The following is a 23,909-nucleotide window of genomic DNA, read 5'->3' on the forward strand; positions in this document are numbered from 1 at the left end:
TTGAACAACGACCGTCTTCAGCGAGTGAGCGAAGATGTTTGTGTGGGTTCAGGGCTGGTTGAACAAAAGTCAATCGCAGTCTGACGGCGTGTCCGAAGAGCACGCAGAAGTCTGTTTCAGGATTGTTCAGCCCTTGTGACGGGGGCGAGTTATAGCCGTTGCCTTCGGCACCTACAATTGCGAATCGGTGTCTTGAAAAAACTTCGCGCGACCTTTTTCTGTTTCACTTTTTTCTGCCACATCTGCCTTGCATCATTCATGTCCTGTCACCTACCGATGAGTCTCCGGCGCGCACGTCGCCACTGTTTTAACGTCCTCTGTTTTCCCGCATAAGCACATCATGAACACTGAGAATCCCCTGCTGATCACCAGCGGATTTCCTGCCTTTGATCGCATTCAGCCCGCTGACGTTCAGGACGGAATTCGAAAGTCTCTGCAGCTTGCCGCGCAGCATCTGCAGGATGCTGAACACAGCGACAGTGCTGACTGGAACAGTCTGATGACGCCGCTGGAAAAGATCGATCTGCTGTTCGAATACGGATGGTCCGCGGTCAGTCATCTGCTAAGCGTTGCCAACAGTGACGAACTGCGTGAAGCTCACGAAGCCATGCTTCCCGATGTCGTGCAGTTCGGTCTGCGAGTCAGCCAGAGTCAGCCGCTGTACGCAAAGATGTGTGCTCTGAGAGACTCCACGGCATGGCCGTCTCTGGCGTCGGCTCAACAGCGAATTCTGACCCGCGCCATTCAGAACGCGGAACTGTCCGGAATCGGTCTGCAGGGCGCGCAACGTGAACGCTTCAATGAGATCTCGCAGCAGTTGTCGCAACTGGCCAGCGACTTTCAGAACAATGTCCTGGACGCGACCAAAGCGTGGCATCTGGACGTTACGAACGCAGCTGATACGGACGGCTGGCCCGCCAGTCTGCGCCGGCTGACGGCGTCCGCATGGAGCCGGGCGAAGGAAAACGCCGACAGTTCGCCGGCGACACCGGAGGCCGGACCGTGGCGAGTGACTCTGGATGCTCCCTGCTTCGGTCCCTTCATGGAACACTGCCGCAACCGTGTCCTGCGAGAAACCGTCTATCGCGCTTACGTCGCTCGAGCCGCCGCCGGCGAATCCGACAACACGCCGCTGATTCAGCAGATTCTGACGCTCAGAAAGGAAAAGGCGGCGCTGCTGGGATTCCGTCATCACGCCGACGTCAGCCTGTCTCAGAAGATGGCCGGCAACACCGACGCCGTGCAGCAGATGTTCGAACGATTGCTGTCCGTGTCACTGCCGCGGGGACGCGATGAGCTGGCGGAAATCAGCGACTTCGCGGCGCAGAACGGTCAGTCGGAAACTCTGGCACACTGGGACGTCGGCTTCTGGGCCGAACGACTTCGGGAGCAGCGGTTTTCATTCACCGACGAAGAACTGCGGCCGTACTTTTCGCTGGATCGTGTGCTGCGGGGCCTGTTCGACCTCTGTCGGCGGCTGTTCGGCATCACGGTCCGGGCGGCGGACGGAACAGCTCCCGTGTGGAACTCCGACGTCCGGTATTTCGAAATTGACAACGAACGCGGCGATCAGATTGCCGGCTTCTATCTGGATCCGTATTCCCGTCCGGAAAATAAGCGCGGCGGAGCCTGGATGAACGACTGCATCGCGCGATCCGCCTCACCGGAAGGAATGCGTCTGCCGGTCGCTCACCTGGTTTGCAACAGCACTCCGCCGGTCGGCGATGTTCCATCGCTGATGACGTTTCGTGAAGTGGAAACGCTGTTCCACGAGTTCGGGCACGGACTGCAGCACATGCTGACAACCGTCAACTTCCGCGACGCCGCCGGTATCAGCGGAGTGGAATGGGACGCCGTCGAACTGCCCAGTCAGTTCATGGAAAACTGGTGCTATCACCGGCCGACTCTGCTGGGCATGGCGGTTCACTACGAAACCGGTGAAACTCTGCCCGACGACATGTTCGAAAAAATCTGCCGCGCTCGAACGTATCGAGCGGCGTCGCAGATGCTGCGGCAACTGCAGTTCGGAATGACCGACATGGAACTGCATTCGACGTTTGATCCGAACGGCGTCGAAACCGCTTTCGATGTGCATCGCCGCATCGCCGAACAGACGTCACCGATGCCGCTGCTGCCGGAGAACCGATTCCTGTGTTCCTTCCAGCACATCTTTGCCGGAGGCTACTCCGCCGGCTACTACAGCTACAAGTGGGCCGAAGTGCTGAGCGCCGACGCGTTCTCCGCATTTGAAGAAGCGGGGCTTGACGATGAGTCCGCAGTCGCCGAAACCGGCCGCAGATTTCGCGACACAATTCTGGCCCAGGGCGGAAGCAGGCATCCGATGGAAATCTACCGGGACTTCCGCGGACGCGAACCCAGCCCCGAAGCGCTGCTGCGACACAACGGACTGCTGAGTGACTGACGCACGAAGTTCGCACCCGCTGCGGCATTTCACGGCTGCCAGATCGACGGTATCGGCAAGAGAACCATTATCCGTTCAGGAATGGTCCGCCTTCAGCCGCGCAGCAAAAAAGCGTTCTCGCCACGGATGCAGCGAGAACGCTTGTTCGTTCAGGTCTGGTTGGTTCGGTCATTTCGCGGAGATTGAAACCCGCGAGCGACGGCTTACCAGTTCTTCGGCTGCAGCAACCAGTACCAGGCCTTCTTTTCCTTGTTGAAGTTCAACTGCCAGTAACCGTCATCCCATTCCAGTTTCGCTTCCCGCCATCCCAGGGGAACCTGCGGATACGGATAGAATGGTCCGATGTACGGAAACGCGCTGGCACTGTACTGAGTCGGATAGGTCACGGCAGCAGAGTTCGGATACTGAGCGTATGCCGGCCATGCGTGCTGTGGCAGGTGCGGGTTCGAGTAGGCTCCCACGCCCGCGACCGAAGCCGGAGGCATCATGCCCTGCATCATCATGTGATCGCCGGACATCATCGAAACGGGCATCATCTGCGGAGCACCACCGGCGTAGGCCGTTTGTGCGATCGGATTGCTGATCTGAAGCTGATTGCTGACGCCGCGAACACCGGGAACTCGCTTTGCCGCTGCAGAAGCTGCCTGCTTCTGCTCGGAAGTCGCCACGGAACCCAGCAGGGTTGCCGTTCCTTCCTGGTATCGAATTTCGATGTCGTATCCCACCAGGCCGGACTGTGACAACGCCTGTCCGATCTGCTGAGCCTTTGCCTGATTTTCGGCACCGATTGGCCGTGAATCCGTTTCCGGCTGGTATTGAATCTGACGAACGCGGCTGTTGGCGTCGGAAGATTCAAAGACGGCCGTTCGTACCTGAGTGTTCGTCATGGCGGAGGTCGCAGCCGTCTGCTGAATTTCGCCGGAGGGAACATACTTCAGGTTGTTGTCGACGTGCTTGATGCCCGGCAGGCTCTGGCAAACCTGAGTCGCCAGAGCACGGTGGGTGACGTCGCGGACCTTGCCGTCCAGCCGGACGGTGTCGCCCTGTGCTTCGATTTCAATGTCGTAGCCATTCAGCCGGGCTTCCTTCAGAGCTTCGGCGACCTGTTCGGCCTGCCTCTGGTTCTGAGCCTGCTGAGTTGTCGCGTTGAACGGCGTTTTCTGCCGCAACCCGCCGAGAAATCCGTCGGCGCTGGAAAAGGCAGGGTTGGCCGCCATGATCCCCAGCACCAGTAACCATTTTCCGTACTTTGGCATGAAAGCTCTCCTCCTGAGATACCTACCGTTCCAGACCGCGTTGAAACCGCCGTGCGGCTGTTCCGGGCGGTAACCAGAGCCCACTGGACATCCAGAACCGGACGCTGAAGAAAATCGAAGTGACTGAAACCAGCCGCCTCCGCCCCACGTGATCCACGTTGGATTGACTGTTCTGTCTCATATGACAACCGACCGGATGACCGGTTCCCGATATGGACACGTCAGTAACATCGGTCACGTCGTGCGGCTTAGATAAACATTTCTGGTTTTTTGCGAAGTGCCGGAAGCAGGAGTTGTGCACGAAGAACGAATTCCGCCGCTTTTTCGGTCGCCGGGTTCGATGAGTTCGCCGCTAATGCACGCGCCGATACCGACACATTGGCTGAACCGAAACTCAGTGCCCCGTGATACTGGATAATTTGCGGCGTCTGCGAGTTCCCGGCCGTGCCTGTCAGTTGGATCGAAGCTCCTGAACACTCGACGGAATCAGGTTCGATAAGAAACGTGGACCGATCTGCGCGTTGAGAATTTCTCCACTTGGTGCGATTCTTGCTTTCAACGTTCCAGTGGTTGAGGCGTCAGATGCTACGCTGCCCAGGCTGCGGCGACGGCACAGACGATCGCACGGATGCCGGCAAACACATGTCAAATTGTCCCGTCCGCGGGGCAGGGCCTTTATTGAGAACCCCGGAGTCATTCCCATGGCGGGAACTGTTCGCCTGATCCTGGCGTTTCACAATCATCAGCCGATCGGCAACTTTGACGGCGTGTTTGAACAGTCGTATCAGGAAAGCTACCGACCGTTTCTGGACGTACTGCGGGAGTATCCTGATATCCCGTTCGCGCTGCATACGTCCGGAAGCCTGCTGGAATGGCTGGAAGCGGCTCACCCGGAATACATCACGCGGCTGGGCGACATGGTGCGGCAGGGGCAGATTGAGATTATCGGTGGCGCTTACTACGAACCGATTCTGGCCAACATTCCGCGGCGCGACCGTGTCGGTCAGATTCGAATGTTCAGTGATCACCTGGAAGCCCTGTTTTCCACGACCGTGCGCGGCATGTGGGTTCCGGAGCGAGTCTGGGAACAGTCGTTCGCCGGCGACATCACGGCCGCCGGAATTCGTTACACCATTCTGGACGACTACCACTTTCGCTGCGGCGGTCTGAGGCAGGACGATCTGTTCGGATACTATGTGACCGAATACGAAGGACGTCTGCTGTCGGTCCTGCCGGGCAGCGAGAAGCTGCGATACACGATTCCGTTTCAGGACCCGCAGGCGACGATTGATTACCTGAAAGACGTTGCCAGCCGGTTCGAAAACCCGGTGGTCGTATTCGGTGACGATGGCGAAAAATTCGGAACCTGGCCGGACACGTTTAAGCACGTCTATGAAGATCGCTGGCTGCACCGGTTCCTGGATGCGCTCCGCGCGAACCAGTCATGGCTGAAGGTCACAACGCCCGCCGAAATGCTCGACCATGTCGCTCCGCTGGACACCTTCTATCTGCCCGATGCCAGCTATCGCGAAATGACCGAATGGGTTCTTCCCGCAGAAACTCAAAAGGAATATCAGCGGCTGACTCACGAAAAGCGCGAAGGCGACGCCGACTGGCACCAACTGCTGCAGTTCACGCGCGGCGGCTTCTGGAGAAACTTCCGGGTCAAATATCCGGAAAGCAACGAGATGTACGCACGCATGATGGACGTGAGTGCTCACGTTGCCAAACTGGACGGCGAAGCGTCGCTGGACTGCGATTCGACGGAACTGCTGGAAGACGCTCGCCGCTGTCTGTACCGCGCGCAGTGCAACTGCAGCTTCTGGCACGGAGCTTTCGGCGGACTGTATCTGCCCCATCTGCGAAACGCGGTGTACGCCAACCTCATCGAAGCGGACACGCTGCTGGAACAGGTCGAACAGCGCGGCGACAGTTGGGTCGACTTCGCCACCGGCGACTTTAACCTGGATGCCCGACCGGAAGTGAAGCTCAGCAATCAGCGGCTGGTCGCATTGTTTTCGCCGGCGACCGGCGGACACATGTACGAACTGGATCTGCGAGCCTGCAAAGTCAATCTGCTGGCAACGCTGAATCGTCGGCCGGAAGCGTACCACCAGAAAATCTTCGATCACGCGGAGAAGCTTCGTCAACAGGCCGACGGCGGCGACGGTCATGAAGAAGTCGCCAGCATTCATGACATCGTGCGGTTTAAGCAGCCGGACCTGGACCGCAAGATCGCTTTCGACTCATGGCCGCGCAAGAGTCTGGTGGATCATTTTCTGCAGCCGAGTCTGTCGCTGGATGACTTCTACGGCGGGAAGGGTTTGCTGAGCGGTTTTGCGACGTCCACCTATGAAGCGTCCATTCGGCGCGGCAGCAATGAAGTCGCTCTGGAAATGTGCGGTCGCGGAGCCGTCGGCGGCTGCAGCGTCGAAATTCGCAAGATCGTGGTCGTTTCGAAGGACCGGCCCGGCGAAATCGTCGTGCAGTATCAACTGCACGGGCTGCCTCAGAATGTTCCGATGCACTTCGGCGTGGAGTTCAACTTCGCCACGATGCCGGGCGGAGCGTCCGATCGCTACTTCTACGACGCCAGCGGGTCGCAACTCGGCCGGCTCGACAGCCGCCAGCAGCTTGCTTCCGCCGACCGTATTGGTCTGGTCGATGAGTACCAGGGCCTGGACGTGTCGCTGGAATTGTCGCAATCTGCCGGGTTGTGGGCGTTTCCGATCGAGACGATCAGCCAGTCCGAATCCGGATTTGAACTGGTCCATCAAAGCGTCGTCGTGGTCCCGCACTGGGAATTCACGGCTCCGGCCAGCGGTCCGTGGACGGTTGACATGAGGCTGGTGCTGGACACGTCACTGGCTCGCGCTCGGCAACTGGCGGAAATTGGCCGCGCGGGAGAAATCACCGACGAATCTGAATCCGGTGCCGATGCATCAACTCCGCCGGTTCTTGCAACGCGACAGTAGTCCGATTCCGAAAGAACACCGCTCATGCTTGACCGCGTGTTTGTCTGTCGGCAGATCCCGGCTGCCGGACTGGACCGTGTGACTGCCGCGACCGACTGCGAAGTCTGGCGCGAGCAACTGCCGCCGCCGCGTGAAATCCTGCTGGAAAAATCCCGAGGCTGCGCCGGCGTGCTGGCTCTGCTGAGCGACCGCATCGACGCAGAATTCTTCGACCACGCCGGTCCGCAGCTAAAAGTCGTCAGCAATTTTGCGGTGGGCTACAACAACATCGACGTCGACGAAGCCACACGCCGAGGCGTTGCGATCGGCAATACACCGGGCGTTCTGACCGAAGCCACCGCCGACATCGCCGTCGCTCTGCTGCTGGCCGCCGCGCGGCGTGTTCGCGAAGGCATCGAAAACGTCAGCCGACGCGAATGGCTGACCTGGGAACCCATGGGCTTCATCGGTCAGGATCTTGCCGGAAGAACGCTGGGAATCGCCGGCATGGGACGCATCGGTCTGGCCACCGCGAAACGGCTGCGATTCGGCTGGGACATGAACGTGATCTACACGTCGCGGTCTCCGAAACCCGACGCCGATCGGCAACTCCAGGCTCGGCGAGTTTCCTTCGACGAACTGCTGTCCGAAAGCGACTTCATTTCCATTCACACCGACCTGAATCCGGAAACGCAGCATCTGTTCAACGCCGCCGCTTTCAGCGCGATGAAGCCAGGTGCCGTGCTGGTCAACACGTCGCGCGGCGGAGTCGTCGATCAGACAGCTCTGCATCAGGCATTGACCACCGGACAGATCTTTGCGGCGGGACTTGATGTCACCGACCCGGAACCTCTGGCGGACAACAGCCCTCTTCGAGAACTTGCGAACTGTGTCATCGTTCCGCACATCGGCAGCGGAACCGTTTCCAGCCGAAACGCGATGGCGGAAATCGCCGCTGACAATCTGCTGGCCGGTCTGGCCGGCAAACCGCTGCGACACGCCGTCAACAGCGTCTGACAGTGCGACGCGCAGCGCTTCGCGGTTCAGGAAGCAGCGTCACAGGCACATCGCACTTGCTCCGGCCCCGCTGGAATGATTGCTTACCGCGGAAATGAGGGCGCTGATCCAAATGCGTTTCAGGCCCGGCGGGCCGACATACCGTCAGCCGGCGGCGTGAGCCGCCGGTCTGGCAGCGAGTTCATGGCCGGAGCCCCGGTAGGGGCGTCACAACTGACGACTGGTCGTTTCCCGGGACCATGTCACCGCATCAACGTTGTCCGCGGCACACTCAGAGGGAATCGACCAGGCTGTCAGCGACACGCCGACGTCAGAAACTCAGACCGGCGCGAACCATGACCGTACCCGACGGTTTGAATTCTGCGGGGTCGTCGTCGAATGTCACGCTTCGGCCAAAGACGTAGCCGACTTCAAACAGTGAGCTGATGCCGTCTGTTCGTTTGCTTTCGAAACCGGCGATCACTCGGAAGTCTCGAAAATTGACGAAGTCGTCAGCGCCCGACGGCCGCTGCACGGCGAACCGACCACCGCCGAATTCTCCCGCCAGATACACCCAGTCTTCCACGGGAACGGTCGTGCCAAACCAGTGGATTCGTCGGGCGATGCGCGGTCGCGGCGCTGTGATTTCGATCCGCGTATCCGTGTTTGGCTTGTAGATCAGTCCTCCGGCCGGAACCACCGGCAGTCCGTTCTGATTCAAGGCAATCGCGCCCAGCATCAGTTCCCAGCGGTCATTCAACTGCGTGGTGGCAAAGCCGTGACCTGTCAGGCGAAAGCCGGACGCCGAAGTTTCGAAATCGGAATAGACGCCGCCCGTGACGCCCACGACCAGTTTCGTGCGATCACTCCAGTCATGCAGCCACGTCGCCGTCAGCGTCGCGGAATAGAGTTCCGACTTCAGCCCCAGAGCGGTGGGAGCATCCAGTGATCGCAGTCCGAAGGCAGGTGTCAGGACGAGAAACTTCAGGTTCTGAAACGGCATCGGAGCAATCACCGATACCTGAGTGGAAACGTCGGTGATTCCCAGGCCATCGCTTCCGCCGCCGGGAAGATAGGTCAGTTTCACACCGGCATCTCTGACCAGGCGGGGAACGCCGCCTTCGAACAATTCCTCCGGTGCTTCGCCGGGAGCGGGTTCGTCCGGCGGTTCCAGTGTCAGCTCCGGTGTGGAAACTGTGTTTTCCTGATTCAGCGCGGGAGTGTGTGCATTCGCGTTCCTCAGCGGAGCCAGCACAAGGCAGCAACCGACCGCAAGCCACATGGCGAAACGCAAAGCCGCCTTGAAGCGCACCGGAGCCTTCATGAACGACTTCCCGACGAGCACCGATTGTCCCGCAGCCGGTTCAGCGGTGAGTGCGTTCCATGAACATCGATCCATGACCGGCAGTCCGTTGTTGAAACCTCACGCAGGCGAGAACTCAGACATGACTGTGCACTGGGGAACAATTCCGCACAGAGGATTGATCGTTGTTCGAACGGCACGCGGAATTCGTGTGACGTGAACCAGTGACAGAGACTGCGAGACGCAGTTTTCTGATTCGCGTCGCAGACGGTGTGCCGGGACCGTTCCGGGGCTGCGACGTCGCGCCCGGCACGCCACTCCCGCGGCGCGGAAGTGTGATGAAAAACGGCGCACGGCGATAGACGGGTTCCGCGCGATTCGGCACGGTCAGCGTCGGCAGATTCTGCCGAAACGGGTCGACCACGTCGTTACGGCCCGCGAACGAGGAACTACGTCAGCGCGGCGCCGAGCGAATCGAAGAGATCGACAGGATTCACGTCATACGACGGAACATCGCTCGCGGCGCTGTACAGCCACGCCACTCCCTGGTCGTATTGAAACGCGGGAAAGCACCGAATCTCCGTTTCCGGTTCATCGCGAAACAGCTCAGAAAACACGTCGATTCTGGCTTCGTCGCCAATGACGGCCACGCGAGCGACGCGGCTGACCTGTTCAAACGATGTCGCAATCGCGTCCCACACCAGGGCGACGTAGTCGGCTCCGGGCTTTGAGATCGTTTCCAGGACACAAATCTGCCCGTGCTGATCGATCAACGCCCGCAATTCATTCAGAACGGGCGGAAGATCCGTGTAGCTCCAGGCTCCGTCCGAATTGATTCGAACGATGTTTGTGTGGCGGACAGGTCTTATTGTAATCATTGCAATGGCCCTGATGGCTGCGTCGATTGCGGCGGGGCGCCGCGGTTCACTTCGGGAAGTTGCCCGTCGACTCGTGCAACTGCCCGTGCTGTCAGGCGATTGGAATTTTGTGAAGGATTCTGAATCTCCTGCAGCCTGCCTCTCCCTATTCGCCGGTGATCGCCATTTATCCGGCGGACTTGCAGACGAACACACGACAAACCGGGATTGTCTGATTATTGTCTGATATCGGGACGTTTCTTCTGTCGTCGAAGGGCAATTCCAATGGCTGGAAAAGTTTCCCGTTGCAGAGACCTTCACTGTGCAAATTCCCGGACGATCGGCAGGGACAAAACCCGCTGGGGGACTTCCGGAAACCGGGAAAAAATCGTCCGGATCAGGGCAACAAACGGCCATACCGAGGGCTTTCCCGAAGACGTCCCCGGCGCCGCTTCTGTCGATCGGAGCGCCGTCGGCATTTCTTTCGGAGCCAGCAAACTCATGAACCGGACAGCGCTGCTGATTCTGTGGATCCTGCTGTTCATCGGCGGTCAAAGCCTGAGGGCTGATGAGCCGCTGCCAGGGCTTGATGATTATGTGGTTTCGGTAATGCAGGAGCGGCAGGTGCCGGGAGTCGGCATCGCCATCGTGAAGGACGGCGGCGTGCTGCATTCGAAGGGGTACGGAACGACGCGAATCGACGGCGGTGAGCCTGTGACATCCGCGACACCGTTCCCAGTGGCGTCCATCACCAAAAATTTCACCGCCACGGCGCTCGCCATTCTTGTCGACGAAGAGAAGATTGCCTGGGACGACCCGGTTGTCAGCCATCTGCCGGAACTGAGGTTCTGCGACGACTATCGAACACAGCACACGACGATTCGCGATCTGGTCTGCCACCGCACGGGTTTGCAGCGCGGAGATCTGTTGCCGTGCCGCAATGACGTTCCCGCTGCGGAGATCGTTCGCCGCATTCGCTACCTGCAGCCCGAAAGCGGATTTCGCGAAACAGTGACTTACAACAACCTGGCGTATTACGCGCTGGGGGAACTGATCGGCCGCGTTTCCGGAACGTCGTGGGAATTGTTCGTTTCAGAACGTGTGCTGAAGCCTCTGGACATGCAGCAGACGTCGACATCGCTGCAGGCGCCCGACGGCGAACCTGCCACTTTCATCCACCAGTTCATCGATGGCGAAACGCGAGCCGTTCAACTTTCCAGCCCGCGAACCAAAATTCCGTCGCCGGCCGGGTCCATTCGTTCGACAGCCGACGACATGGCGAAGTGGATGCTGGCCGCAATGACGGCCGGTGACAATCAGGCCGCTTTGCTGACGGCTAAGACTCGCCGCTATATGCAGACGATTCACGCCTCAATTCCGGTGACATGGAAGACAGACGGCAATCCGTTTGCGGCTGACTTCTACGGATTCGGACTCGGATGGGAGGTCATGAACTATCGCGGTCGGAAACTCTGCTTTCACAGCGGCTCAACAGGAACCGTCTGCGCCGTCATGCCGGACGAGGGAATCGGCGTGACGATTCTGACAACGAAGGAATGGTCGCAGCTTCCCGGCATGTTGATGTACGACGTGCTTGATGCGCTGCTCGACGGTCCGAATGCGACCTGGGATCAGGAACACTGGGCGTTCTGGAAGAAGGCCGAAACCAACCCCGACACGACTCGTCAGCGGAATCTGAAGGAAGCCGAAGAAAGCCGCGATCCCAAACGAGAACCGGAACTGGTGCCTGCGAAGTTCGCAGGACAATACGCCTGCGATTTGCTGGGGGATCTGCGGATCACGGAAGTGGATGGTCGTCTGCTGCTGACATTATGAAAAAACGACGCCTGGCAGCTGGATCACTGGAGCGGCAACACGTTCTACGTGCGTCACCCGGTCGAGAACTTCCCGCATGACGACTGGCTGGTGGAGTTCCACGTCGACGAAGGCTGGCCGGCGTCGGCGTCAATCAGGCGACTCGGATGGGACGAAGCGATACCGCTTTTCGAACGTGTGCATTCCGGCGCGGACGAGACCCGCGTTCAGGATGCGAGCTGTCCTAATCGCGGGAGTCCGGCGCCAAATGCCCCGGACATGCCGACAGCCGACGAACTCAGCGCTCCGCCTGAATGAACGCCGCGAGGGCTGTCATTCAGGAAGCGTCGAATTCGTCGGCGAAAAAGCAGATCTCGGCTGCTGCGACTGACTGCTGTTTGCCGGACCGGATGACGTCGATCCTGCACAGCCGGCAGATACCGAGGAAGGAAAATCCGCTGCGAGGCGCGTCAGATGACGCCGCCATGCACGCGGTAAGGTGTCGCCAGGTCAGGCAGTTCCAAACCCCAGATTCGTTCCCACGTTTCGGGGATGTGCCGCAGGCTTTCTGACGAATAGATCAACTGCCGTGCTCGCACGTCAGGATTTGGCGACCAGATGGGCAAGGCGCAACCGACGTTGGTTACCGTCGAGGCCAGCAACAGACCAGCAAGCAGACGTCTTCGCAGCTTCATCATCGCGTCCTTCCCTGGACTTCGGCTCGGCAATCGTCGTCGCTGCCGATGTCGAATCTTTCAGAACTCAAATCCACGTTGTGAGTCATCGCGGCAATGCGGCTTGCAACCGTTTTCGCCGGATTTGGCAGGCCACCGAGACTGGTGCCCGAAACTCGGAAGCACCAGTTGATTCAGTGTCTTGCCGACGCCCGGAAGTTCCAGGCGCCGTTTTCAAAACCCTGTCAGGCGACGACTCAACGGGAAATCATGATCTGAGGGGACACGCGGTCGGCTGTTCAACTGCCGTAACTTCCGACTCCCGTGTCACTTCCGCGCGGACGCGGCGGACTGGAGCCGGAGAACGCAACGGCTCCCGGTCCGTTGTGACTGGCAGCCGGAATCCCGCCGGATGCGGGAGGAGTGCTCGAGGTCAGGCGACTGGACCGCTCGCGAGCCTGCGTGGCCTCGGCAGCGGCTTTTTCCCGAGCGTTCTCGGCTTCTTCGAGCAGGCGGACTCGTTCTTCCATTTCCTTGCCCGGTTTGAATGTAACCACAAATTTGGCGGGGACTTCCACCTGCCCGCCGGTTCGGGGATTGCGTGCCTTTCGAGCGGCTCGTTTCTTGACCTCGAAGACGCCAAAGTTCCGCAGCTCGATACGACGATCTTCGACCAGCGTTTCGACGATCGCATCGAACGTCTTCTGAACAATCTCTTTGGTCTTCAGTTGCGTCAGTCCAAGCTCTTCCGAAATCGCTTTGACAATCTCTTTCTTGGTCACGAAAACCGTCCCCCGAGAAAGGTGCTACCTGCTGTCCACGGCAAAGCTGGATGCGTCAGACATCTGCAACCCGTAAACCAGTTCAAATCAGCCCCGGACCGGACCGGCAGACGACGCAGCCGGAAACGGTCATGGTGACTCAACTGTATAATTGCAAAAGACTTACTGTCAAGACACTTCCCCGGCGGGGCAGCGCTGACAGGCGTACGGAGTCCCTGACTGGCGGTTTCCAGGCGGTTCCCGTCGGATCATGATTTCACGTTGAGTTGTCAAAGAACAGGTGCTGACGCGGCTTCAAACCGGTCAACATCAGACTTATCGACGCCTCACAACCCGAGTCTTAGAAAAAATCGGCACAATCGCGCCAGATTCCAGGGTCGCCGCAGACTGACTGCCGCGCTGTCAGGGCAAAATCCGGGCTCCCTCAGGACGTCAACTGGACATCAGGCCAGTTTGCCGCGACTCTGCCGATCAGGCGGTGTCTGCCGCGATCGGCACCGGCAAAATTCGCTGAATTCGACAAACGTCCACACTGGCACAGGCGTAACCACGTTATGCCGTACCCTTCGTGGCCTGCGGCCCGCGGGTTTATTGCGTTCGCAGCAGCCCGTCGCCGCAAAAGTGGTGAAGCGGAATGCGGTCGCCGGGACAGGCAGCCTTTCGATCGTCACCGCTGAATGCAGTTTTCATCTCAGCCCCAATAGTCTTGAAGCCAACGACATGCAGAGCCAGGAAAACGTCATTGAGATTCGAAATCTGACGAAGGTCTATCGCGATTTCTGGGGCCGAAAGAAGGTGGAGGCCGTCAAAAGCCTGAGCCTGGACGTCAAACGTGGTGAGGTCTTCGGATTGCTGGGACCCAACGGTTCCGGGAAGACCACCACGATCAAAATGCTGCTGGGACTGCTGTTTCCCACGTCCGGCGACATTCGCATTCTGGGCAAGAGTGCTTCCGACGTGGAAAAGAACGAACGGATCGGTTACCTGCCCGAAGAATCCTATCTGTACCGCTTTCTGAACGCTGACGAAACGCTCGATTTCTACGGTCGGCTGTTCAAGATGTCCGGTGCCGAACGAGCGTCGCGGTCTGATGAGCTGATTAAGCTGGTCGGACTCGACAAGGCCCGCCGCCGTCAGTTGAAAGAGTATTCCAAGGGGATGACTCGCCGTATCGGCCTGGCTCAGGCACTCATCAACAACCCGGAACTGGTTCTGCTGGACGAACCCACAAGCGGCCTGGACCCGATCGGCACACGAGAAATGAAGGACCTGATCCTGAAGCTGCGGGATCAGGGCAAGACTGTCGTCCTGTGCAGCCATCAACTGGCCGACGTCCAGGACGTCAGTGACCGCATCGCCATTCTGTTCCAGGGCGAACTCAAGGTACTCAGCGATGTGACCAGTCTGCTGGAACTGCGGGACGAAACCGAAATTCGCACCAGCAGTCTGAGCGACGAAGCGATCGCGGAAGTGCAGGCGGTGCTGGCAAAGCACAACGCGTCCGAAGCTGCCATCCGCCGGCCGCGAGCGGACCTGGAGCAGCTCTTCCTGAGAACCGTTCGGGAAAGTGGCGAACGCCCCGGCCGCCGGTTTACTGCGGAGGAAATGAGCGCCTCTGGAGGTGCCCCGCAGGAAGAGGTCGCCGCCGGTTCGGACAGCAGGAAGTCCTGAAACACAAGCCGGCTTTCGCTGGCCGCCGCCCACGCGTTTTGCAAATGGCCGATTTGGCCGCGTGAAATGAAATCTTCCGGGATTGCTAACCACCCTCACGAACTCAAGTACTGACCAACCATGGATTTCAATCCGACACCCTTTGATTTCCCGGCGGGACTTGCCATCTGGGCTTTGGTCAACATCGTGGCCCTGGCGGTGGTCCTGTATGTCTGCCTGATTGTCGCGTTTTCCAGAACTGACAACCAACTGCGGTCGCTGGTCTTGATCGGTATGGCGACAGGGGCTGCTCTGCTGGCGGGCCCGCTGCACTTCCTTTGGGAGCCGATCGCCAGGCAGGCACCGGCGCTGATCAATCAGGATAAGTCGCTGACAGCCATCGTGATTGCCGGAGTGGTCTGCCTGGGAGTTCTGGCGGCGACGTGTACCGGTCGCGGGCGTCGAGGCGTGCGGCTGCTGGGTCGTGGTATCAAATCACTGGTGGACGACGTCCGGTCGGTGTCTCCGCGGCGCGTGTTCGCGATGGCAGGACTGACGGTTCGCGAAGCTCTGCGACGAAAAGCCCTTCTGGTGTTCGTCGTCTTCGCGATGCTGCTGATGTTTGCCGGCTGGTTTCTGACCGGCGGTGTCGGCAAAGAGGACATGCAGGTCAACGTTCACATTACCTTCGTGCTGACGACGATTTCCTGGCTGATCCTGCCGGTGGTCATGTTTCTCAGTTGCTGGGGAATTCCGGAAGACATCCGATTAAGGTCGCTGCACACGGTGGTGACCAAACCGACCCGGCGCGTGGAAGTCGTGCTGGGACGTATGCTGGGATTCGGTTCGGTATCGGTGCTGGTCCTGGTTGTGATGGCGGTGGCCGGTCTGATCTGGGTCAAGCGACAGGTACCCGCGGACGTGCAGAAGGAGCGTCTGATCTGCCGAGTACCGGTCTACGGGCTGTTCTACTTCCTCGACCGATCGGGAACCCCCACGCGGCGCGGCATTAACGTCGGCGATCCCTGGGAATACCGTTCTCACATTGAAGGGAACACGAAGGCGCGAGCCGTGTGGGTCTTCAGCGATGTCACACCGGACCGACTCGGCGACGAATTGCGGCTGGAATCGCGGTTTGAGTCTTTCCGTACAATCAAAGGTTCTGATGAAAGCATTCAGCAGGGTCTGGAAGCCCAGTACACGCTGGTGAACAACCCGCGGGAAGAGACGTTCGGCTTCTTCGGAGCCGGAGCAAGCTTTCGCGAAGTCGGGGACCAGTTGCGCGAAGGCCAGTTTCAAAATGCATCCGCCAGTTTTGCAGACATGGCAAGCCGGATGAGGTCCACGCCGTCGGACTTTCCGGTGGCCGACACGGATCTTGTGTGGCCCGGTTTCCTTGAGGCCTCAAACCAACTGAAGCGGCTTGGCGGCGACTTCACTGATGTGCAGCAGGCGTTCGAGGAAATGGCGACGGCACTGTCGAACGTCAATAACCCGGAAGACACCGCCGAGTACGAAGTGGCCGCGGACAAGGCGGACCGCCTGTCTGAAGTCCTCGCCGAAAAAGGTGATGACCTGCTGGCTGCGATGCCCAGGCTGGAAGTTCCGCTGGAACCGTTTCGCGTTCTGGAATACCACGAAGGCGACAACCAGGTCACGTATCCCCGAAAGCTGACCTTCGCTCCGGACTATGAAACGCTGGCTCGCTACCTGGCGACAACCATTTCCGCATGGAACGACGAAGGCCGGCTGGTCGACGGCGACCAGTTGAAGGACAGCCTGATCGATGACCTGGCGGCGGGAACTCAGATTTCAGAACTGAACGCCGAATTGCTGGTGGAGGTGCTGAGCGAGCAGATCTCGGAAGGCGCACTGGCCATCGATAACGGAAAGCTGACGGTGACCTCGGGAGACCGGTGGCTGCAGTATTTCGATCAGATCGTGCGACAGGAAAAGCTGATTTCGCAGGATCCCGAAGGCTGGAAGCTGGAAGTCGATATCTTTGACGATCTGGTCAATAACGACGGCCGGCTGCGAATTGAAGTCGCCTGTCTGAACGACCAGATGTTTATCGGGATGGCTCGACCGGACATGTTTCTGCGGTTGCCGAACAAGTCGTTTGCGGTTGGCTATGCCAAAGCGGTGCTGAATATCGGCCTGATGCTGCTGCTGGTCGTGGCGCTGGCTGTGACCGCCAGTTGCGTTGTGAAAGGCCCGGTGGCGTTTTTCCTGACACTGGCGCTGTTCACGATCGGTCAGTTCTTCCATGATTTCATGTATCAGGTGATGTCCGGTCAGGCTCCATCGTCCGGGCTGATCGAATCAGCGCTGATGATTGCTCGGCACCGGAATCCCAGTATCGGACTGGATTCCAGCGAACAGGCTCGCCAGGTGATCGGCGCATTCGACTCGGTCTTTCGAGGCCTGTTGATGGGAGTCAGTCAGATTGTCCCGGACTTCGGAGTGTTCAGTGAGGCCTCGGCGTACGTCGAAAACGGTTTCGACGTTCCGTGGAATTCCTCGGTGCTTCCGGCTCTGGCTGTGCTGGTTGGTTTTCTGATTCCCTGCGTCCTTGCCGCGACCGCGTTTCTGAAGTTCCGAGAACTGGAAGCGAAATGAACAAGCTTACGTCCCGACAACGAAAAATGGCCTACGCGGGCGGGGTTCTGGTCCTGCTGGTCCCGATTGTGTTTCTGGGAGCACCGGCGACTCAGGACGTGCAGCCGGGGGCGAAAGCGACCGCGTCCGGTGGAATGCTGGCCCGCATGCGTGTCGAGCAGGATCTTGGCGAAAGCACGCTGGGTGATATTGACCCGTCCAGCGCCGCCATGAATCTGGTCCTGCTGGGTCTGCGCGGACCGGCGGTCAGTCTGCTGCATCAGAATGCGATCGGATACCAGGAACACAAGGACTGGGGAAAACTGAAGACGACGGTCGATTCGATCATTCGTCTGCAGCCGCACTACATCAAAATCTGGCAATACCAGGGCTGGAATCTGGCGTTCAACGTATCCCGCGAATGGGACAAGGTGGAAGACCGGTATTTCTGGGTTAAGGAAGGCCTGAAGTTTCTGAAAGACGGCACGGACCGGAACCAGACCGCCACGATATTGTTCCATAACCTGGCGGACTTCATGGGAAGAAAGATCGGCAGTGCGGACGAGAAGAAGTTCTTCCGCAATTTCTTCCTGCACGATCCCGATCCTCAGTTTGAAGGCGGAGCCGATCCGGTTTTGAATCCTGACGGCAAGGACAACTATCTGGCCGCGTATGACAACTTCGTGAAGGCAAATGAAAAGGATGATGCCTACGGCGTATCGGGCATGACCTATGTGTTCTTCCGGCAGGGGCCAGCGCGAGCACTTTTGGACTATGCGGCGGCATTTCAGGCGGACGGCCCCGACTATGACACTTCGGCCGCCGCCAGCGACGCCGATCGGCAGGCTCGCGAAGAAGAGGCTCAGCAGTCGTTCGCCACCAGAAGTCGCGATGCCTGGGACAACGCCTATCGGGACTGGACCGAAGTCTACGGCAAGGAAGTGTTCCGCGGTCTGAATGACATCCGTTATCGCCTGAACTCCACGGAAGAAGAGCTGGAAGCGGACGCAAAGACGAACGGTGTCACGCTGGAACAGCAGCGCCGGGTCTGGCTGCAGAATCAGGACATGACCCACTATCGATTCTGGACCGCATTCGCAGATTGCGAGCGTGATCCTGTGATGGTGGATGCACACCGCGCCATCTATGAAGGCAAGCGTGCGTTTGCCCGCGGCGAAACATCGGATCCGCCTCCCGCCGAAGACGGCACGCCTCAGGTATCCCGGGCGGAGGAACTGTTTTTCGAAGGCATGACCAGGTTCGAAGAGGCGCTGGGCAAGTATCCTGACCTGGCGTTTCACCAGGACTATATCGAGGAAGCCATGCTGGCCGTCTACTATTGGGAAAAGGTCCACCAGTTCAATGGCAAGCGGCCTCCGGAAGAATTCCCGCTGAAGAAACTGAGCATTGAAAACGCCGGCAAGGCTCCGGAAATCGAGCTGCAGTTCTTCCGCGAAAACCGAGCCGGATTCTGATGCTGGAGCAACTCTTGCCCGCAGGTCCGATCTTTGTTCGAGAAGCTCTGACGGCCCCTCGACGGTTACGTCACTACCTGCTGCGATCGGGTTACGTCGCGTGCCTGCTGGTGCTGATGTATTCCATCCGCCAGGCCACCATCGGCTTTCAGGACGTGCAGTTTTCCGGCGATATCGCGTCGTTCAGCAACCTGGCGTTTCAGGTATTTGCGCTGCTGCAAATGACGCTGGGAATGTTCTTTGCCACTCTGTTTACAGCGGCCAACGTTGCTCAGGAAAAGGATCGCCGAACGCTGATCCTGCTGCTGATGACAGACATGCGCAACCGCGAGCTGACCTATGGAAAGCTGCTGGCCAGCCTGCTGATCGTCGCTGTCCTGATCGCGGCTTCCATTCCCGTGTTCTGCACGCTGCGACTGCTGGGCGGTGTCACGTGGGGCCAGGTGTTCTGGACGGAAGCTCTGATCGCCGCCGCGTCACTGGCTGCCGGAAGCTGGGGATGTCTGGTCGCGTTCTGGCGGGAAAAGACGTTTCAAACCCTGGCCATCAGCGTGCTGGGTGTCGTGCTGGCGGTGGCTTTCGTGGAAGGCCTGGCAATCGTGGCCGGCACCTCGTCGAACATTGGTTCCTGGATCGCGCTGGCTTCGCCCTACCGTCAGCTTGGCCACATCCTGAATCCACTGTCGACGACGACGTCCGGGCCCGTGTCCGTGTCGGCACTGCCGTCCGTGGCAATCCTGCTGGCGACGGCGCTGGGGTTGAGCCTGTTTACCGTCGCCCGGCTGCGAGTCTGGAATCCGTCGCAGTCGCTGCGGCAATCCGCCATGGAAAGTCCCGAAAACTCTGCCTCAGACGCAGCGGGCGAAGCGGTCTCAGTGCCGCGAGTCACAAAGGTCACTCGACACCGGCACGTCTGGAACAATCCGGTCGTGTGGAAAGAAGTCGTCACGCGCGGATACGGGAAACGCATGTTGTGGATCAAACTTGCCTACGTGCTGCTGGCCGTGCTGATCGGCTATGGAGTCATCTCGTCCGGCGGAAATTCCACGGATTCGCTGGTGCTGGGCATGGTATCTCCCGCAACCGCCGCGTTTCTGGGAATCAGCCTGATCAGCCTGCTGCTGGCCAATGCCCAGGCCGTGACTTCCATTACCACGGAACGCGACTGGAAGACTCTGGACATCCTGCTGGCGACGGACCTGAACGCTCGGGAATTCATGACAGGAAAAATCGTCGGCGCACTGTGGAACGCCCGGGAGATGGTGTTGCTGCCGATGCTGCTGGTCGTGTGGATGCTGATTCGCGGAACGAATGCTTCACTGACGCTGGAGAATTCTGTCTACCTGATCGTGACGTATTTTGTTCTCAGCCTGTTTGCGGTGATGCTGGGACTACACGCCGGCCTGACATACGAGAACTCGCGGTCGGCGATTGCCAACAGTCTGGGCACCATGTTCTTTCTGTTCATCGGGATCTTCATTTTCATGCTGCTGCTGGTGGAAGCGCGGTCGTCGTTCGCCGTGCAGATGCAGAGCTTCATCGTGTTCATCGGGCTTGGCAGCATCGGGCTCTATAGTTCACTGACTCATAAGAATCCGTCCAGCGCACTCACGATGGCGGCCGCGCTGCTGCCGTTCCTGACGTTTTATGCGATCACCGAATTTCTCATGGCGGGAAGCCTGGGAGTCTGTCTGGCGATCTGCTTCGCTTACGGGTTTGCCACAATCGCCATGCTGATTCCGTCCATCAGTGACTTTGACGTGGCACTGGGACGAACCACGAATGACGCAGGATGACCGGCACTTCTTCAACCTCGCCTTCGATTTCGCGTTCCGATGCGATTCCGACCCGTGCGCAGTGCGGTGTGAAGTCCGTGCTGAATATTCTGGTCGTCGCAGTGCTGTTCACAGCACTTTCCGATGCGGCCGCGAGTGCCGAATTCAGCCGGTTGACGATTGGATTCGATTCCGTCGGCAGAGTCGGGTGCTGGCTGCCCGTCTCAGCCGCTGCGGACGGTCTGGCCCCGAACGACTCTGTTGAGCTGCACATCACAACCTCCGATCCGCGCGGAAACCCGGTTGTGGAAGTCGCCGATGCGGCGGTCGCCGGCAGCGACGGGACCGTCCGGCTCACCGGACACGTCCGGTTTGGACGGCTGGAAGGCACCGCCAGTGTTGCCGTAGTTTCCGCGGATGATCCCGCGACCGTCTTTTGTCGTACCAGCGTCGCTCACGGCGAATCGCTGGTGCCTCCGGACGACGCGAATCCCGTACAGTCCGTGCTCCAGCTTTGGCAGTATGACGTACCCTTCCTGCTGACTGTCGGGACTCCCGCCGGCATCGAGGAAGTCGAACGCAACGCACAGGCGGTGACGCGAACGAATCCGCCTGTCGAACCTCCGCTGGTCATCCTTCGCGTGGACTCGGTGGCGGATCTGCCCTCCAGTCCGCTGGGATATGACGGCATTGACCACGTCCTGCTCAACGACAGGTTCTCGCTGTCCGCCGACCAGTTCCATGCGTTGAAGCTGTGGATCCTTTCCGGAGGGCACTGGGTGGTGGCTTCGGGAAAGACGCTGCCTGCATTGCTGGAAACTCTGCCGGGACAATGGCTGCAGAGCCGGTTTGAAATTTCAGACGAACCTGTCCCCGTGCGGATTCTGTCGGCTCTGGAAACGTACGTGTCGGGAGCCAGCCGGGTGCCGACGTTCTACGAATCCGTCCCCATGGCCGTCCCGCAAACGGAGCAGGCGCGGGTGCTGGCGCGAGCGGTGGAGGGTCCGCTGGTTTCACGCATCGGAGCCGGCGCGGGAGTCGTCACGTTTGTCTCAATTGAACTCAACAGCCGGCCGATGAGCACCTGGCGGTCTCTGCCGCAGCTTTATGAAACGATGATTCTTGGCCATTCAATTACCGGCGCCGCCGGCAGCGATGCGCGAACCGCCCGCATCTCCAGTTCCGGCGTCAGCGATCTGGCGACGCAACTGATGGCTTCCGTCGACGTGCAGCCGGCCGCGGGACGCTGGTCGACATGGAGTGTCATGGCAATCGTTTTCGGATATCTGCTGCTGATCGGCCCGATCGATTATCTGCTGGTTGTTGTCGTCCTGAAACGTCCGCACCTGACCTGGATTTCCTTTCCTCTGCTGGTCATCGCAGGCGTTTGCGGCCTGATGGCGCTGAAGCCTGCGTCGGAGGACGATGCCGCGCGGCTCCGGCAGCTAAACGTCGTGGATGTCATGCAGGACCACGACGAACAGCGCGTGTTCGTTCGAACGTGGATGAGCCTTTCGTCACCGGACACCAGGCGATCAGATTTCTCAACCGCACCGGCCGCGATCGCGCCGCTGCTGAAGCCGCAGACCGTCGAACGGTCGCTGTCCTGGGCCGGCCGCCCCGAAGACGTCTACGGCGGACTTTATCGTGTGGGTGGCGTCGGGCTGGGTCGACAGCAATACACACACATCGACGATGCCGGAAACTCGCGGCTGAATTCCGTTCCCCTGATGACCGACGGTTCCTTCGACGTGCTGTCGTCCTGGACGGCGGAATCGACGGCGCCGCTGATTGATTCGAAGCTGGCGGTCTCCGGTCTGGGACTTCTGGAAGGCACCGTTTCCCACAGCCTTCCTGAAAAAATTGACGACTGGATCATCGTTCACGGAAACCGCCTGTACCGTTCCACGGGACGAAGTGCCGACGGAAATTCCCTGGCGCCCGGGACCGCTCTGGACCTGCAGCGCAGCGACATTCGTGCCGCCGACCTGAAGAGCTTTCTGAATGGTACGCGGCTGGTTCGCAACACAGGCTCCCAGCGCGGCAGCGTGGCGCCGCTGACGACGCAGATCATTACTCCCTACAACCCGCTCGGCCGTGATCCGATGGACATCGTGACCATGATTTCGCTGTTTGAAATCGCCGGCGGGCAGTCGTATGTGGGACTGACTCAGCACCAGCTTCGGCGCCTGGAACTCAGCGACTCGATACGCCTGAACTACGCACTGCTGCTGGGTCGCTATTCGCAACCCGCCACGGAACTGCTGCAGGATGGTACCGCGGTTCCGCCGGCGGACTCGGAAACCCTGGTCCGGCTGCTGATTCCCGTCAATCGTCAACCGGCCCGGCGTCAGGGGATGACCGCTGAAGAAATGAATGAGCTGGAAAATTCCCCTGAGGGAGTCATCGAACCGTGATTGAAACACGCAACCTGACGAAGCGATACGGAAACCTGATCGCCGTCAACAACATCACGCTCAAGCTGGAAGAAGGGGACGTGTTCGGCTTCATCGGTCCCAACGGATCGGGCAAGACGACCACCATGCGGATGATCGCGACGCTGCTGAATCCGGATCACGGCGAAGCGTATGTCTGCGGCAAATCGATCTACACCGATCAGGAAGAAATCCGCCGGCTGGTGGGATTCATGCCCGACTTCTTCGGCGTCTACGACGACATGACCGTTGTCGAATACCTGGAATTCTTCTCCGCCGCGTACCGCATCCCGTCAGCTCAGCGACGAAAGGTGTGCGAAGAGAAACTGGAACTCGTTGACATGGCCTTCAAGCGGGATGCCATGGTCAACGAACTATCCCGCGGCCAGACACAGCGCATCGGTCTTGCGCGGACGCTGCTGCATGATCCGCAGGTGCTGTTGCTGGACGAACCGGCCAGCGGCCTGGATCCGCGGGCACGCATCGAAATCCGCAACCTGCTGAAGCGACTGGGGGAAATGAAAAAAACGGTGATTGTTTCCAGTCACATCCTTCCGGAACTTGCCGACGTGTGTACTCGCGTCGGCATGATCGAAAAGGGAAACCTGATCGTGGACGGCAACGTCGCCGAAGTGATGCGGAAGGCTCGCCAGCGAATTTTGCTGAACATCCGCGTCCGTGAACGCACCGAAGACGCGGCGAGGCTGCTGGAACAGTCCGATCTGATCGAACAGGTCGCCATCGGCAAAAACCAACTGCTGGAAGTCACCGTCAAACCGGACACGATGGACTACAGCGACATCCCGCGACTGCTGATCCAGGAGGGCTTCGCTCTGACTCTTTTCCGTGAGGAAGACGTGAACCTGGAAACCGCATTCCTGCAGTTGACGAAAGGTCTCGTGCAGTAAATCGTCCGC

General features: G+C 59.3%; 15 protein-coding genes. 10 read left to right on the forward strand and 5 right to left on the reverse strand.

Annotated features, from left to right (window positions below; genetic code table 11):
- The first annotated feature begins 340 nt into the window (after positions 1-340).
- Positions 341-2,422 carry a M3 family metallopeptidase gene (locus tag R3C19_07445; protein ID MEZ6060177.1) on the forward strand — a complete coding sequence of 694 codons (2,082 nt, stop codon included), beginning with the start codon at positions 341-343 and terminating at the stop codon, positions 2,420-2,422.
- Positions 2,423-2,625: 203 nt separating this feature from the next.
- On the opposite strand, the gene R3C19_07450 is transcribed toward R3C19_07445, so the two are convergent.
- The gene (locus R3C19_07450; GenBank protein ID MEZ6060178.1) at positions 2,626-3,678 is read right to left on the reverse strand and encodes a BON domain-containing protein; all 1,053 of its coding nucleotides are present in this window, start codon (positions 3,676-3,678) and stop codon (positions 2,626-2,628) included.
- Positions 3,679-4,379: 701 nt separating this feature from the next.
- Between R3C19_07450 and R3C19_07455 the strand changes: the two genes are divergently transcribed.
- Both R3C19_07455 and R3C19_07460 read left to right on the forward strand, forming a co-directional pair.
- Entirely contained in the window at positions 4,380-6,653 is a 2,274-nt protein-coding gene (locus R3C19_07455; protein MEZ6060179.1) for an alpha-amylase/4-alpha-glucanotransferase domain-containing protein, read from the forward strand.
- Between the two features lie 24 nt (positions 6,654-6,677).
- Positions 6,678-7,649 (forward strand): D-glycerate dehydrogenase, encoded by a 972-nt coding sequence (locus R3C19_07460; GenBank protein ID MEZ6060180.1) that lies wholly within the window; start codon positions 6,678-6,680, stop codon positions 7,647-7,649.
- A gap of 310 nt (positions 7,650-7,959) precedes the next feature.
- Here R3C19_07460 and R3C19_07465 read toward each other — a convergent pair whose 3' ends face one another.
- Together R3C19_07465 and R3C19_07470 are read right to left on the reverse strand one after the other, a co-directional pair.
- The gene (locus R3C19_07465) at positions 7,960-9,027 is read right to left on the reverse strand and encodes a DUF6268 family outer membrane beta-barrel protein (GenBank protein ID MEZ6060181.1); all 1,068 of its coding nucleotides are present in this window, start codon (positions 9,025-9,027) and stop codon (positions 7,960-7,962) included.
- A gap of 353 nt (positions 9,028-9,380) precedes the next feature.
- A complete protein-coding gene (locus tag R3C19_07470; GenBank protein MEZ6060182.1) occupies positions 9,381-9,809 on the reverse strand; it encodes an STAS/SEC14 domain-containing protein in 429 nt (142 codons plus the stop codon).
- A 480-nt stretch (positions 9,810-10,289) separates the two neighbouring features.
- Between R3C19_07470 and R3C19_07475 the strand changes: the two genes are divergently transcribed.
- The gene (locus R3C19_07475) at positions 10,290-11,624 is read left to right on the forward strand and encodes a serine hydrolase domain-containing protein (GenBank protein ID MEZ6060183.1); all 1,335 of its coding nucleotides are present in this window, start codon (positions 10,290-10,292) and stop codon (positions 11,622-11,624) included.
- A gap of 449 nt (positions 11,625-12,073) precedes the next feature.
- On the opposite strand, the gene R3C19_07480 is transcribed toward R3C19_07475, so the two are convergent.
- Complete coding sequence (locus tag R3C19_07480) at positions 12,074-12,301, reverse strand: hypothetical protein (GenBank protein MEZ6060184.1); 228 nt, start codon at positions 12,299-12,301, stop codon at positions 12,074-12,076.
- A 275-nt stretch (positions 12,302-12,576) separates the two neighbouring features.
- Positions 12,577-13,059, reverse strand: a complete 483-nt coding sequence (locus R3C19_07485) for an HU family DNA-binding protein (protein MEZ6060185.1) — start codon at positions 13,057-13,059, stop codon at positions 12,577-12,579.
- A gap of 624 nt (positions 13,060-13,683) precedes the next feature.
- Between R3C19_07485 and R3C19_07490 the strand changes: the two genes are divergently transcribed.
- The 6 genes from R3C19_07490 (at position 13,684) to R3C19_07515 (ending at position 23,900) form a co-directional block, all read left to right on the forward strand.
- Positions 13,684-14,730, forward strand: coding sequence for an ABC transporter ATP-binding protein (locus tag R3C19_07490; protein ID MEZ6060186.1), 1,047 nt, complete (start codon positions 13,684-13,686; stop codon positions 14,728-14,730).
- Positions 14,731-14,850: 120 nt separating this feature from the next.
- Positions 14,851-17,328 carry a hypothetical protein gene (locus tag R3C19_07495; GenBank protein MEZ6060187.1) on the forward strand — a complete coding sequence of 826 codons (2,478 nt, stop codon included), beginning with the start codon at positions 14,851-14,853 and terminating at the stop codon, positions 17,326-17,328.
- Entirely contained in the window at positions 17,325-18,782 is a 1,458-nt protein-coding gene (locus tag R3C19_07500; protein ID MEZ6060188.1) for a hypothetical protein, read from the forward strand. The genes R3C19_07495 and R3C19_07500 overlap by 4 nt, the downstream gene beginning before the upstream one ends.
- Positions 18,782-20,578 (forward strand): ABC transporter permease, encoded by a 1,797-nt coding sequence (locus R3C19_07505; GenBank protein MEZ6060189.1) that lies wholly within the window; start codon positions 18,782-18,784, stop codon positions 20,576-20,578. Before R3C19_07500 ends, R3C19_07505 begins: the two co-directional genes overlap by 1 nt.
- A gap of 68 nt (positions 20,579-20,646) precedes the next feature.
- Entirely contained in the window at positions 20,647-22,974 is a 2,328-nt protein-coding gene (locus R3C19_07510; protein ID MEZ6060190.1) for a hypothetical protein, read from the forward strand.
- Entirely contained in the window at positions 22,971-23,900 is a 930-nt protein-coding gene (locus tag R3C19_07515) for an ABC transporter ATP-binding protein (protein MEZ6060191.1), read from the forward strand. The genes R3C19_07510 and R3C19_07515 overlap by 4 nt, the downstream gene beginning before the upstream one ends.
- Positions 23,901-23,909 lie beyond the last annotated feature (9 nt).

Source organism: Planctomycetaceae bacterium, assembly GCA_041398785.1.
In the GTDB taxonomy this organism is placed as follows: domain Bacteria; phylum Planctomycetota; class Planctomycetia; order Planctomycetales; family Planctomycetaceae; genus JAWKUA01.